Below are 15250 nucleotides of genomic sequence, written 5' to 3'. Positions count from 1 at the left end.
AACAAACGAAGGGAGAGTCTAGTGAGCAGAACAGACGAAATTATAGCGGCGGCGAAGATGCCGCCGGAAGCGGTTAGGATGTCCAGATACATTGATGCGGTGTATTTTCCAATTCTGTGTATACTTTTGGTAGGTACATTCCACATGCACTTTATGCTATTGGCAGGTGACTGGGATTTCTGGTTGGATTGGAAAGACCGTCAGTGGTGGCCGGTAGTGACACCGATTGTAGGCGTTATGTATTGTGCGGCATTGATGTACTATCTGTGGGTAAACTACCGTTTACCGTATGGTGCGACCTTATGTATTGTTTGCCTGTTAATAGGTGAATGGCTGACGCGTTACTGGGGTTTTTACTGGTGGTCACACTATCCGATCAACTTTGTATTGCCATCGACAATGATACCAGGCGCATTGATGCTTGACACGATCTTGTTGTTGACAGGAAACTGGTTGGTTACAGCATTGATTGGTGGCGGATTCTGGGGATTGTTCTTTTATCCTGGCAACTGGCCGATATTTGGTCCAACCCACTTACCGGTGGTTGTAGAAGGCGTATTGCTTTCAGTAGCTGACTACACGGGATTCTTGTATGTACGTACAGGTACACCGGAATATGTTCGATTGATTGAACAAGGGTCACTGAGGACATTTGGTGGACACACCACGGTGATTGCGGCGTTCTTCTCGGCCTTTGTATCCATGCTGATGTTCTGTGTATGGTGGTACTTTGGCAAAATCTATTGCACCGCGTTTTACTATGTTAAAGGCGAAAGAGGCCGTATTTCAATGAAGATGGACGTTACGGCATATGGTGAAGCAGGATTTGCAGAGAGGATCAAATAATGAAAATAAAGAACATCTTTAAGCTTGGCGTCATGGGATTGTATGGCGCAGCGATAGGAGCCGCGACACTGGCGTTGACAGTAGCGGTAGACGTGACACCGGTAGCGGCGCATGGTGAACGTTCACAGGAGCCATTTTTGCGTATGCGTTCCATCCAATGGTACGACATGAGATGGGAGCCTAAGGTCACCAAGGTGAACGACATTGCGACCATGTCAGGAAAGTTTCACCTGGCGGAAGACTGGCCCCGTGCGGTTGGCAAGCCGGAGCGTGCGTTCTTCAACGTTGGTAGTCCGAGTCCGGTATTTGTTCGTTTGAGCACCAAGCTGAATGGCGAACCGATGTTCATATCAGGGCCGTTGGTTATTGGTCGTGACTATGAATTTGAAGTCAAGCTGAAAGCGCGTATACCTGGCCGTCATCATATGCACGCGATGGTTAACGTAAAAGACGCAGGACCGATTGCAGGGCCTGCATCGTGGATGAACATCACAGGCAACTGGGATGACTTTACCAACCCTATCAAGACACTGACAGGCGATACTATTGATACAGAGACCTTCAACTTTGCCAATGGTATATTCTGGCATCTTGTATGGACGGGTCTGGGCATATTCTGGATTGGCTATTATGTAGCACGTCCGATGTTTTTGCCACGTAGCCGTGTATTATTGGCGTATGGTGATGACCTGTTGTTGGATCCAATGGATCGTAAGGTAGCGTGGGCGGTAGCGATACTGACCTGTACGTTGGTATGGGGTGGTTATCGTTATACGGAAAGCACCTATCCATATACGATTCCGATTCAGGCTGGTGAGTCCAAGATAGATCCACTGCCGATTGAGCCAAACCCGGTAGCGATCAGAATAACGCATGCTAACTATGACGTACCAGGGCGTGCATTACGTATTACCATGGACGTTACCAACAATGGTGATACAGCGATCAACATTGGTGAGTTCACGACAGCGGGTGTACGTTTTGTAAACGCGCTGGGCCGTGAGCATCTTGATCCTGATTATCCGAGAGAGCTGGTTGCAACAGGCTTGACATTGGATAATGACGCAGCGATTGAGCCAGGCGAGACCCGTGAAGTCAAACTGGAAGCTAAAGACGCATTGTGGGAAGTGCAGCGTTTGATGGCTTTGTTGGGTGATCCGGAAAGTCGTTTTGGTGGATTGTTGATGACATGGGATGAAGAAGGCAACCGTTACATCAACAGTATTGCTGGAGCGGTAATCCCGGTCTTTACGAGACTCTAAAAAGTAGACAAGCAACAACGCCGGTACACCACTGTCGCAAGACAGCCGGTGTACCGGCTTTTTTATTAAGAAGAAGAGCACAAGAAGACTCAGGGCACCGCATTAACAATGCAGGGAAAGAGAGAAATGAAAGATAAGCGGAGTGCGGCAGGCGAGAAGAAGCGGGCGAAGTACTCTGATCAGGAGGTAATGGATGTGTTAAAGCGAACCATGAAAATGGGCGCAGCAGTTACGGTATTAGTTGCGGCATTGTATACAGGCGCGGTATTTGGGCATGGAGCAGAAGAACTGGAAGATGACAGTTGCATGCGCCGTATAGGTGAGAACATGATACATTTAAGTGTTTATCAACCGCAGGTTGACGAAGCTGGGCATTATTGTACGGACATACCTGCGACGGGCAATACGGTGCTTGTCGTGGATCTGGTTGACCCGATATTGCGTGAAATGCCGATAGGGGTGAAACTGGTGCGAGGTAGCAGAGAAGAAGACGGTGAAGTACTGGCAAATATAAGGGCATCCGTATATGCCGATGGTGTAATTAACACGCATCAGGTATTGGAGCAGGGGAGGCATCTATTGGTCATAACTGTCGATGGCGTGCAACCGCTGAAGTATCTCTATCATTTGCGCGTTGAGATGGTCAATTATGCAGAAGTATTCAGGGCTTCGATAGGCCCTGTTGTTGGATTGGTGTTGCTGACTTTAATTGGCTACAAATTATTCAAATCCAAGCGTTTCAAAAACTGGATGGCTACCCGAAGAAAAAAAAGGACGGCGTGAGCTTCTTCTTTATATAAAAAATTCTAGATTGCAGAGCTTAAAATAATAAAATACAAATATTTCTGTACGACATTTATTCTTTAAATTTTGTTTAATATCACGCTATAGCATTGTTTATATGGATAAATAATAATGTAATTGCAGAAATTAAATGTTTATGGAGTATAAACAAATTACTTCCAAAATATAAATGTAGGAACTCGATTTATTCTATAAACTCAAAACAGTTTTTAATCAAGCTTTCGTCAACGGTGCAGATAAAATGGTAAACAAAATGCTAAGTGAACAATGCAATGGTATAACTATAAGAAATTCAGTTAAATTAATAATATATATCTTCCTATTGGTAGCGTTGATGCAAGCCAATACTGTTTGGGCACATGCATCTCTAGTTAAATCTGATCCGCCGAGAAGAGCCTCACTATCTAAATCTCCAGCACAAATACAACTTTGGTTCAATGAAGAGATTGAAACCGCATATGCATCTGTAGCGGTTCTGGATTCAAATGGTAAAACCGTATCGGTGGATGAGCCCAAAGCTGTAGAGGAAGATCCAAAATCGGTCATACTCGCTATGCCGGAATTGGAGCCAGGCAGTTATAAAGTACAATTTCGTGTTTTGTCTGTAGATGGACATGTCGTAGAATCAGACTACAGTTTTAGAATAAAAAATAATTAAAATAAATGCTAGAAGTCATTGCAATAGCTGCACGCTGGTTCCAGCTTGCAGCAAATTTGATTGTATTGGGCAGTTGTGTATTTTTGGTTATTGCAAATATTGGCAACAATCCATATTCTGCACAGTGGGTTGAAAAACTAGAAAGATTATTTCCAAAATTGGCGATCAGTATTGTTATTGGCCTTGTCATTATCCTCGCAACTACAATAGCACATGTTACAGGCGGTATAGACAAATTATCACAACCAGGGGTATGGTTAAATTTTGTCAGTGATACGCGCACCGGACAAATATGGATCGGTCATATGATTGCTGCCATGTTATTAATGGCGTCAGTTATTTATCTTCGTAAAAGCAATAGAACGCGCTGGCGTTATATGTTTTGTGCTGTGATGGCAGTATTTCCTTTGGTTGCGGACGCGATGGTCAGTCATTCTGTTGCAGAAGGTTTGTCTATTTCGAATGCTATGCCTTATGCGTTGCATATCATATTTGCGGGCATCTGGTTGGGCGGTTTACCTGCTTTATTATTATTGAAGTATGAGTACGTTCAACAAGTGAAAAGCAGGAAATCAAGTCTTGTTGACATTCAAATATTAAAGCGATTTTCTGCGATGGCATTGCCCATAATGCTACTTATTGTGGTCACTGGGCTTATTGTAGGAGATCGTATTTTTGATGATAAATATGCTGCGCTGGTGGCAACACCGTATGGCTTGTTGTTGAATGCGAAATTACTATTACTGTGTCTTATCTTGATAATTGCTACGCAGATACGGTCATATTGGTTGCCATTGTTTTCCAGTAGTAATAGTAGCCAGGAAACCAAGGATAGTGCATCTGGGATGCGAAAATGGGTAAGAATTGAGTTTATTTTAGCCATGATTCTAGTATTAATTGCCACGATTCTTGCTAATAATACGACACCTGCAAAACATGCTGTAATCGAGGAATGGCCATTCACTTTTCGTTTCTCGATTATTGCAACATGGGGCGGTGAAAATGTGGCTACATTAGTATGGGGTGGATTGGCGATAATTGGTGTAGCCTTGGGCGTTTTGTATTTTGGCCGAACAGCACAGTGGGGCATGAAAAAGCTTGTGACAATTCCAGGAGTGCTGTTTCTTAGTGGATTGGCTGTAGCATTGCCACCCTTAACAATTGAAGCATATCCTGAGACTTATCGGAAACCTCCCATTCCCTTTGATGCAATGTCTATTTCATATGGTTCAGCACTTTATTCTGAACATTGCGTAGATTGCCATGGATATCAAGGAATGGGAAATGGTATCAAGTCGAGAACATTGTCTACAGTGTTGCCGGATATGCTGACCGAACCTCATACTGTTGAACATACTCCCGGTGATTTTTACCATTGGATTTCATTTGGTATGAAAGATACCGATATGCCCGGTTACGCTGATAAACTGGATGAAGAAGAACGTTGGGACTTGGTAAATTATGTTTATGCCTTGTCCCGCGGTTACCAGTCACGAATTTTATCGCCAGAAATTATACCCAACAGAAAGAATGTTGTTCCACCGGTTTTTTCTTACGGTGGACTTGACGGTTCGAGTGGTGTTCTACAAGAATTTCGTGATAAAAGCCCTGTGCTATTAATCATTTTTTCTTGGCCGCAATCTGAAGCACGAATCGATCAGCTCAAACAAAGTTTCGCAAAACTCAATGAACGAAATATAGCAGTTTTGGCAATTCCGACTCAAGAACTGAAATCTGAGGCGCATGCCGAAATAGAAGCGGGATTGCCTTTTACACTGGTGACGCAAGGCGCGTCAGAGATTGCGGAAAGCTATTCTTTATACCGCCGAACAATGAGTCACGCCGATTTATTAGGACGTGGTTCAACACCTGATCATATGGAGTTTTTGATTGATCGAGATGGCTATTTACGTGCACGATGGATTCCATCGGCGGATAAATCTGGTTGGAGCAATATCGATCTGCTTGCAAAACAGATAGATTTATTAAATAAGGAAAATTTGAACCCTGCCAAGGCAGGTGAGTATATTAGATAAAAGTAAACCCGTACGCTATTACGATTCAATTATCGAACGAGTTTCAGAATGTGGAAAATACGTGTTATAGGGTGCGGGTTTGCCAATGTAATAGCCTTGGGCATAATCAATTTTCATTCTTCGAAGTAGTTTAAAAATTTGATCGTTTTCAACAAATTCTGCGGTTATCTTTTTGCCAAAACCACTTGCTACACTACATAATGCGCTGACTAGAATTTGGTCATCTTCATTATCAGCTAAATTACGTATGAATGAGCCATCAATTTTGACCGCATCAACCGGTAACTCCCTTAGATAGTAAAACGAAGAAAAACCTACGCCGAAGTCATCTAGTACAAAGCCACAACCTAATTCTTTGATTTCTCTCATAAGCGCGCGCGCTCCTGGCAGGTTTTCTAGTGCTGCAGTTTCGGTAATTTCAAACATAAGTGTTTTAGGATCAACATTTTGACTAACCAGTTCCTGTTTTATGATTGGTAATAGTTCGGGATCATTAAATGCATGAGCGGATAAATTAATGGAGAAACTGATGGCGTTTTTTCCATTCTGGTTAATTTTTGCGGACTGGGTAATTGCTTTGTGTAAAACTAAATGATCAATTGCATGTATTAGTCCGGTATGTTCAGCTGCAGAAATAAATCCGGCGGGCGACAAAATTGAACCATCAAAATCATGCATACGCAGTAAAACTTCGTAGTGCTTTATTTCTTGAGTTTGAATGTTCATGATGGGTTGCAAGTAAAGCATAAAGCTGTCATGCAAAAGTGCGTATTCGATTTTCTCTTTCCAGTAGACTAGTGTTTGTACACGTTCTCTACTTCTATCTTCCTTAGAAAATAAATACCAGGCGTTACGTCCAGTATCTTTTGCCTGATACATGGATAAATCTGCTGCTGCCAACAAATCATGGACGTTTTCTCCATGTTCTGGAAAAAGTGCTATACCGATACTCGCTGAAACTTTATGTGTACGGCCATTAATTGTTAGTTGAGTTTCACTCAGATGAGTAAGAACTTTTTTTGCAACTTCGATGGCGCCTTCAGTATTTATTTCAGGTAGAATAACAGCAAATTCATCCCCACCTAAGCGACCTGATATGTCATCAGAGCGAATAGTACGCAATAACATTCCGGCAACCATTCTGAGTAGTGCGTCACCCGCCTGGTGTCCACTGGTATCATTAATGTATTTGAAACGATCCAGATCAAAAAAGAGTAATGCACCTGGATGATGATATCGGTCGGACCGGCTAATTGCCTGTTCAAGTTCTTCACTGAAACGGCGTCGATTAAAAAGATTTGTTAATGGATCATGATCGGCTAGCCAGGCCAGGTGTCCTTCAACCCGCTTGTATTCGGTGACATCCAGACCTACTGATAAAATGGAGGGATCATCAATGCTGTTCCAGGACAGCCGCGAATGTAGCCAGGCGACATGACGCGTTGTTCCGTCCTTACAATGGGTAATTGCCTCGTGACGCAATTGTTCTCTTAGTCCTCCATTGATTTCATCTAATTGTATGGACAATTCATGTGAATCGTAGTCAGATACAAGAATATTTAAAAATGGCGTATTTTTTAGTTCTGCCTCTGAGTAATAGGTGAGCATTTCTCCATAAGCATTCATTGAAATGATTTTACCGCTTGTGTTTTGTGTCAAAACGATGACCTGAGCAGTGTCAAGTAAGTTGGCGACAAAATCTCTTTCTTTGCTCAATTCGTCTTTTTGTTCAATAAGCAGTCTTGTTCGAGAAGAAACTTTTTGCTCCAGATCTTCCAGCTGAACTGAGAGCTTCACAGCTGCATCATAAAGCGTATCGATTTCGTCTCTGTACAACTGTTTTTTCTTTGTTAGCCTAAGTGAGTGACGGAAATCTTCAAATTGCCCGCTTGCCAATAACGGCAAGGTATAGGAAACATCCATTAGACGGGAAAGCAAGCGGGTAAAAATACCAAATAAAAAAAATTCTGAGATAGCAAGTCCGAGAAGGCCAATTAATGCAATTTTCCAGATTGAGTCATAGATATTGTTAACTGCTGAAGTGACATCGGAAATGACAATCAGATACGCTCTATTTGAATTTTCAGAATTCAATGGATAGAGTTTTATCTGGTGGTGATTTTTTTCCGAACTGATCTGAACAACATCGTTTAGACTGTCAATGGATGGATAAATTTTTGCGGCTTTGTTTAAAATTTTATAACTTTCATTTTTATTGGTCAGTGCTGCAACGAAAGTTTTCCATGGTTCAATATAATAAGAATTAGCACTGGATCCGGAATCATATAACAATAAACCAATCTCAGCGCCTGATATGCGTCTGAATGCCAGCAGTGCATCTGCGAGGGAAACGCCGATAACCGCGATGCCGCCTGTACGACCTTCGATTAATAGCGGCGCTACTGTAAGCTGGATGCAATTTCTTCTACATAATAATGGATTGATCGGAATTTCGTTTTTGTTAACTTGTTTAACCCATTCCAATATAATTTCATTGTCATGTGGACTGGATTCAATAATGCCCCAGTCAGCTGTTAATTCATTCGAAGGATTATAAAAGCGTACAAACTCAACGCCATTGTGAAAATGCAGCAATGTCCAATGTTGGTCAAAAATTTTGCTGATTTTTTCATTATCATCTGATAGCAAAGCTTCACCCATTCCATCCAGAAAAGGAATTGTTTCAGCTTGTTGGCGTAATCCACGTGACAACCGTTCAATAAGGCTTTCAATTTCTCTTTCAAATCGATTGTGTTCGAGATTTCGTTGGTCATTAAAATTGGCAACAAGTCCTAAATAACTCACAAAACAGAACAATAAAACAACAGCTAATAGAATCAGGCTGCTAAACGATGTGATTTTCCACTTAAAACTAAGAAATGTGCTGTCTCGGGTATCTGGTGGTTGCCCGGCAAAAGTTTCTTTTTTGATAACTTGTGACATTGGAGTTATTCAAATCTAGAAACGGAAAGACAGTTGTGCCGCATAAAGATTCCAGTTCTTTGATGTAGTCGTTGAATCTGGATTGTCTAATGGTGAAAGCCAGCCTGTTCCATTTATTCGGTGATATTCTAGCCGTGCCATAATTCTGGGCGTGATGTTCCAACGTAAACCAACAGTTAGATCTTTTGCGAAACGTGTATGTGCAGGTCCTCTGTTTAGCGCAGCAAATTTGCTTCCGTCACGATCACTTTTGTCTGTAAAGAGAACGTCATAACGAATTAACGCTTCCCATTTGTGATTTAAACGAAATTCACCCTGGAAATAAAAACTTTCTCCATAAAAATTCAGGCTGTCGAATCTTGGGTCGTTGAAGTTTCTGAAATGAAAGTGTCTAATTGCATATTCCGATGTCAGGCTCCAGCGTTCAGTATTATACTGCGCCGATACATAGATAGGGGAGAACTGGATTGAACCCGGCCCTAATTGATCGTCAATACCAGGCTTGTAGTCTACATTCAGCCATATGCCGCTGAGAGCAAGCCTTAAACGCTTGTCGGCGCTTTCATACAGACCGCGTCCGATCAGCGAAACATCCGGGGATAGATCGCCAACCTGATTCCTGATTAACGAAGCTGTAGTATCACGATCATCCACAATCGGACGGATTATGCCGAATTGAAAGGATAAATCGCCCCAGTCAACAAGAGAGGTTTCGCCATAAAATTGTATTGAATCTGACGAAAGCCCCAGGTTACGGGTTCTGTCAAAATAAATTGATTGTGGCAGCAAAATACTTGGGCGCGTGAAAGCGACATCGCGGGTGTCATTGTAAAATCCAAAAGGATTTTTCAGACGCCCAAAGCGAATACCAAATTGGTTGGTGCCTTCCGAGTATAACCTATAGTCCAGAAATGCAAAATCGAGACGGGGTTGGCCTGAGTTATCCCTGCCGGCACGGCGCGAAAGCATTTGACCGGATAACTGCAATCTTGGCAAGGGACGGAACAAGGCATTTAGCCCCACTTCAGTAAAACCAAAGCTGCCGCCTTCATCAGTATTTCCGAACACATCGTTCGCTGATGTCGCTATAAACGCCTGACTTGCAAATCCTTGTATCTGAAGATTATCCAACATGTTTCTCATTACAGATTGGCTTGATGACGTTAAATTTCCATTCAAGGAATCATTGTTTTTTTCTTCTTGAGCCAATGCGGATAAACTGTAAGCCCACAAACTGAATAGAAGAATGATCGTCGCAATCTTAAATTGTTTAAAAGAAACAAAGAATGATCGATTATTTAATCTGGAGTACATGGATTTCATCATTGACATAAGTGGTCTCTAAATATCCGATGGCACCTGGTGTATTCATGATTCTACTCAGCATATCTTCATTTGAAGATACCGTTGTCGGTGCCTGGCCTGTGCCTGAAAATACTAGGCGATCCCATGATTGGCGTAGTTGATAGGGAAATAAACTTAGTTTTTCTTTTGAAAATTCATGATGTAGCTTATGGTCATCCGGAAGCACAAAAACTTTAATGATTACGCCATTTGGCCAAGTTCTAAGCCGCATACTAAAAATTGCACGTAAATAATTTTTAGATATATTTGATTCATTGACATCCGGGTGCGTCACAATCTGATAATGACTATCAGCCATAACATCAGTTGCGACAAAATAAAATAATGTCAGCAGAATACAAAAATAGCTTGTATTACGTTTAAGCATTATGACGTTTGAAATCCATTTATAACATGAGTTTGCAGAATTTAAATGATTGCAGCAATCACATAAATGGTAAATAAAAAATTAAATGGTTTTTGATACTTTATTTTTCTGGTTGCCAATACTTGCCACGATCGGTAATGACATCCCAGACTCCTTTATGAAATTTGTAAGTTCTAAGTAAAATGTCAGACACTTTTGCTGAATAAGGTTGACGACGACCATGGTAATCGATCACGGGACCAATGGGGTTGAAATTTAATCCGGAGAAACTCACCAGCCTATTTAATGCTGGTTCCATAGCAGAAATCCAGTACTGCATATTATGTTTGGTTGTCATCTGCACTACGCCGGCCATAAGAACAACGTATAAATTAAGCGAGGAGCGACGGTCTCCTTTTCGTCGGTCATCTCCTTTACGCCGGTCATTTTCAACGGCACTACCTGCTTCTTGTTTTTTTTCAGTATTATTTTGTTGGTTAGTCGGCGATTCGGATTTACGGCGGTCCTTTTTTCTTCGATCAAAATCTGACGAAACCAGGAAACGGGAAATTTCCGCAGTTTGCTTTCTTGTTTCGTTGTTTGAAATATAAAGATTAGGGTCTATCTCGGTATGTATTTCTAGGGGAAATAAAGTGTCTGGATTTGATGAGTCAGGCAGGATCAGGCGAACCGTACCAATAAACTTGCCCGTTGGAATAAACTGTATCAATATATGACTTGAGCGTTCGTCATATTCATCTTTTTCCAATTCATCAGGATAATCCGCCGCATGCATATCAGGGAAATTATTTTGTATACATAAGACCTGATAGCGCAACTGATATACTTTAAGAAGCAATTCAGGCGTATTTGCTTCAATCAAATTGAAGGATTTCTTAAAAGTACTATAAATATCATTCATTACAAAATTTTTTCATTAAATAGATTAACGTGGCTTATACCATTGTTCCAACATCATTAATACCCAGATCAAAGTACCATGATACCCGGCATGTTCTTGTAAGTGTTGCTTGAGTAAAGTATCTATAAAATCAGCGCGGATCAGATTGCGAGATTTAAGATCTGTCAGGCTGTCAGCTGCTAGTGCTTTAAGTTGCGCATGTTCTTGCAGCCAGACACCAAAAGGTAGTCCAAAACCATGTTTTTGTTTGACAATGATTTCTCTGGGTAAAAAGTCCTTTAGCGCTTCTTTAAAAAAATAACGTAGCTTGGTGCCTTGTACTTTAAAGTCAGGCCTGAGTTGGCAAGAAAAAGATACCATTTCGTCACTGATTAACGGAAATGCGACATCCATTTGAGCAAGTTCACACGCTTTTACAACTTTTGGCAGGTCATTATCCGCAAGTGTGAATTTCCAGTCATATGCTAGCATTTGGTTGGTAAGGCTTTTTGCTTCAACCTGATGGTAAGTTTCATTATTTAAAGATTCAGGAAAAGTAGTGTCCACATTTGCAAGAAATTCTTCCGTAAAAACGGATGTAAAACCATGGCGCACAAGCAGGTTATAGGTTTCCATGCGTGCTGGCATCGGTATTGCTGCTTGTTCTATAAAACGATATGCTTTTCGAAACAGGGGTATGAGATTCTTTCCCGACACAGTTTTTGCCCAGGGTTCAAGAAGTTTCCTTCGCAAGACAGTGGGCAGGTGCGTATACAAAGAAAACAAATATTGTTTGGCATAGCGTTCATTTCCACCAAACAATTCGTCACCGCCGTCACCGCCTAAAATTCTACCAAGGCCATCAGCCTTTGCCATGCGAGCACAAAAAAAGGCGGGTATGGCGGACGCATTACCGAAAGGTTGATCAAAAATACTGGCTATCTGGGGAATTGCTGTTACCACATCATCGGGTGTTACATAGTATTCGTGATGTTTCGTGGAAAAGTGACGCGCAGCAATACGCGCATACTCCATTTCATCATAGCCTTCAGCTTCAAACCCTATTGAGTACGTCAATGCCGGCTTTCCGGTAACTTCGCCAAGTATGCCAGCAATCGTTGAACTGTCAGTTCCGCCACTTAAAAAAGCCCCCACGGATTCATTGCCAATAGCGTCACGAACGCTGGATCTTAATAGCGCATGTAGTTCAAGTTTCAGATCTTCAAAAGAACGCTGACTCGATTCATTGAAAGTGGGTTTCCAGTATTGATTGGATTCAATCGTACTATTCTGAAAGGTTATATATTCTCCGGGTAGCAGCCGGCGCAGATTTTTATAGATGGTTCCCGGGCTTGGGATCATATGATAGTACACATAATTAAATATACTTTGTGTATCGATCTCTGATTGGGCATGTGGGTGCCGAATAATGGCATCTAGCGAGGAAGAAAAAATTAAATGCTTGCCATTGACTTGATAGGCCAGTGACCTTGTTCCCATACGATCAACGGCGAGAATCAGCTGATTCTTGTTTTCATCAATGACGCATAGCATAAACTCACCGGAAATAGCGTTTAATATTTTTGCGCCATCGATTTGCCACTGCTCCATAAAGAATTTTGCAGCATCTTTGGAACCAACATGCCGGTCCGATAGAATATTTTTAAAGCTGATTTGTCCACATAACCCTACCATAACGCCATGGTCCTGGTAGGTATGTACACTGTCAGAGTGACCAATTACCGCAAGTGCAGATTTTTCGCCAAAAATCATTTGAAGTGAGCGGTTGTCATGCTGCGCAATTGGTTTGATCATTTCTTTAAGAAGCGTACTGCTTTCAGCAGCCGTAAAATTGCAGTCTGTCCAACCGCATATACCTCCCATTCTGGTTCTCCTAAAATTTTATTCGTAGATGCCTAGATTAATACAGCGTGGCTAAACAATATTTTATTATAATCAATTATTTGATGGAATTATGATTAATAATAATTCGTATTGATTTTTATCAAATAGCTGGACTGTGATTGCCACTTGTACAGTGCAGCAGAGAAAGGCTATGGAAATTCCTGTCAATCATAACTATATGATTATAAAGTAATAATACATTTTTTTCACTTTTGTTTCATCATTAAGTCAGTCGTTAAATCTAAAGTTACTCACAAGAAAGTTGAAATAAGAATCATTTCTCCTTTCGGATCTATTTCCTATATTACGTCCTTACAGATCAAATTTCACCAGAAGTAGCGGCTTAATACCATTAATCAAGGTTTTTAAACTACCGAAATCAAGATTATTCTAATTCAGAAAGTGATTTGCATCGAAATTGGGTGCGCTTCCGTGTCATTCTCCAGCCAAAAGTATAAATAAGGCTGCAAACATTATGCGATAGGTGAGAAAGTAGCGTAGTCGAGATTTCGATGCAACTGCTTAGTGCTGGAAGTTGGTAGCATGCTGTATGGTTTTTTTGGATGCGTGTCATGATTGGTTTTCTATAAATAAATGCTGCATTTCCTGAAAAAGGGATTTTCTGTCAATTTTACCGTTTGGGCTTCGAGGTAAATTGTTGTTGCGGATGTCAATATAACTGGGCTGCATAAAGGAAGGCAAATGACGTTTGCAAGTGGTTAATAAATCCTCCGCCTCAAGTATTCCGTTTCGTGGCGTTGCAATAACCAGGATGGCTTGTCCGAGTACAGGATGAGGTATGCCAATCGCAACAGCCTCACCAACTTTTTCCGTTGCATAGATGACTTCCTCGATTTCTGTTGGGCTTACCCGGTACCCCGAAGTCTTTATCATTTCGTCGCGCCGGCCTATAAAGAAAAGAAAACCTTCTTCATCCATACGCACTGTGTCACCCGACCAGACTGCAAGTTCGGGAATGGTTAAGCCATTCTGACGGGAGCCAATAGGTTTAAAGCATGCAGATGTTTTTTCAATATCGCCCCAGTATCCCATGGAAACAAGTGCGCCGCGGTGGACCAGTTCTCCTGGTTCTCCCGGTACGCAATGTGTGCCATCTTCTCTAAGAACCAGTATTTCGGCATTGGGAATGGCTTTGCCAATCGAATCCGGTCGTCGTTCAATTTCTTCTGGAGGAAGGTAAGTTGAACGGAACGCTTCTGTCAGGCCATACATCAGAAAAATTTGTGTAATCGGTAGCGCATTACGAAGCTGATCGAGTGTGGTACGCGGCATTGCTCCACCCGAGTTAGTAATATAGCGTAATGTCTTGACTTTATTCCAATTTAATTGAGCCAGTTGTATCCATAATGGCGGAACTGCTGCCAGTCCAGTAATATTTTCTTTTTCGACAGTTCTGATAATATCTCTCGGTAACAAATAATTCATGAGAATATTGGCCGCACCGACATGAAAAGCAGTTGTCAGTTGACTTAGGCCGTAGTCAAAACTCAGTGGCAGCACGGATAGGATTCGATCATTTGGCTGATTCTTCAAATACTCTGCGACACTTTTTGCGCCAGCAACGATATTGCGGTGTGAGAGCACGACGCCTTTGGGTTTTCCGGTACTGCCGGAAGTATAAAGAATCGCAGCCATGTCTTCATCAATTACACGGTGGGGTTTGAGTACTGTGCGTGCAGAAGAAATATCTGACCACTTGATTATGCTAAGCCCTGGAATTTCTGGGACTTCTTCTTTGCAATCAACAACTATTACGGTATGAAGATCATGGCAAGATGGCAGAATTTCAGTCAGTAACTTAAATCGCTCAATTGAGGTTACTAAAATGCGCACATTACAGTCTTTCAGGATATAACTGACTTGTTCGGGTTTTAGTAGTGGATTAATGGGTACAAATACTCCGCCCGCAGCATTGGCTGCGAATAAAGCGCTGACAGTTTCATGGCGTTTTTCCATATACACTGCAAGGCGTTCGTTACGATCTAATCCGGCGCTTAGAAACCCCGCCGACAATTGTTCTATCTCTAAGGCCAGCGTTTCATAACTCTTTTTCTTGCCTTGATAAGATACTGCCTCATTACTGGGCGTGTTATTTGCTGATTGATAAATGAGTTGATGTACTAAATTAGCCACATTCTTGGCCCTTTGGAAATGATTAAAATT

11 protein-coding genes are annotated in these 15250 nt (G+C 41.7%); 5 read left to right on the top strand and 6 right to left on the bottom strand.

The genetic code is table 11. The features are described 5' to 3' along the window. The first annotated feature begins 21 nt into the window (after positions 1-21). The 5 genes from MRK00_05085 to MRK00_05065 all read left to right on the top strand — a co-directional run bounded on the left by MRK00_05085 (position 22) and on the right by MRK00_05065 (position 5606). Positions 22-846, top strand: coding sequence for a methane monooxygenase/ammonia monooxygenase subunit A (locus MRK00_05085; protein MDR4516747.1), 825 nt, complete (start codon positions 22-24; stop codon positions 844-846). After that, positions 846-2108, top strand: coding sequence for a methane monooxygenase/ammonia monooxygenase subunit B (locus tag MRK00_05080; protein ID MDR4516746.1), 1263 nt, complete (start codon positions 846-848; stop codon positions 2106-2108). The genes MRK00_05085 and MRK00_05080 overlap by 1 nt, the downstream gene beginning before the upstream one ends. Positions 2109-2234: 126 nt before the next feature. Further along, positions 2235-2891 (top strand): hypothetical protein, encoded by a 657-nt coding sequence (locus MRK00_05075; protein ID MDR4516745.1) that lies wholly within the window; start codon positions 2235-2237, stop codon positions 2889-2891. 262 nt (positions 2892-3153) lie between these two features. Beyond that, a complete protein-coding gene (locus MRK00_05070) occupies positions 3154-3570 on the top strand; it encodes a copper resistance protein CopC (protein ID MDR4516744.1) in 417 nt (138 codons plus the stop codon). A 5-nt stretch (positions 3571-3575) separates the two neighbouring features. Further along, positions 3576-5606: a CopD family protein gene (locus MRK00_05065; GenBank protein MDR4516743.1), complete on the top strand. Its 2031-nt coding sequence runs from the start codon at positions 3576-3578 to the stop codon at positions 5604-5606. 18 nt (positions 5607-5624) lie between these two features. Here MRK00_05065 and MRK00_05060 read toward each other — a convergent pair whose 3' ends face one another. The 6 genes from MRK00_05060 to MRK00_05035 all read right to left on the bottom strand — a co-directional run bounded on the left by MRK00_05060 (position 5625) and on the right by MRK00_05035 (position 15220). Next, positions 5625-8549: an EAL domain-containing protein gene (locus MRK00_05060; protein MDR4516742.1), complete on the bottom strand. Its 2925-nt coding sequence runs from the start codon at positions 8547-8549 to the stop codon at positions 5625-5627. 15 nt (positions 8550-8564) lie between these two features. Beyond that, positions 8565-9683, bottom strand: a complete 1119-nt coding sequence (locus MRK00_05055; protein MDR4516741.1) for an OprO/OprP family phosphate-selective porin — start codon at positions 9681-9683, stop codon at positions 8565-8567. A 160-nt stretch (positions 9684-9843) separates the two neighbouring features. After that, positions 9844-10281, bottom strand: coding sequence for a substrate-binding domain-containing protein (locus MRK00_05050; GenBank protein MDR4516740.1), 438 nt, complete (start codon positions 10279-10281; stop codon positions 9844-9846). A 100-nt stretch (positions 10282-10381) separates the two neighbouring features. Next, positions 10382-11182, bottom strand: a complete 801-nt coding sequence (locus MRK00_05045) for a PEP-CTERM/exosortase system-associated acyltransferase (GenBank protein MDR4516739.1) — start codon at positions 11180-11182, stop codon at positions 10382-10384. 24 nt (positions 11183-11206) lie between these two features. Then, on the bottom strand, positions 11207-13045 hold the full coding sequence (locus MRK00_05040) for an asparagine synthase-related protein (GenBank protein ID MDR4516738.1): 1839 nt from the start codon (positions 13043-13045) through the stop codon (positions 11207-11209). A 591-nt stretch (positions 13046-13636) separates the two neighbouring features. After that, the gene (locus MRK00_05035; GenBank protein ID MDR4516737.1) at positions 13637-15220 is read right to left on the bottom strand and encodes an acyl-CoA ligase (AMP-forming), exosortase A system-associated; all 1584 of its coding nucleotides are present in this window, start codon (positions 15218-15220) and stop codon (positions 13637-13639) included. Between the last annotated feature and the right edge of the window lie 30 nt (positions 15221-15250).

The organism is Nitrosomonas sp. (genome assembly GCA_031316255.1).
Taxonomy (GTDB): Bacteria; Pseudomonadota; Gammaproteobacteria; order Burkholderiales; family Nitrosomonadaceae; genus Nitrosomonas.
The sequence above is the reverse complement of the archived record's forward strand: the minus strand, read 5'-3'. Positions and strand labels throughout refer to the sequence as shown.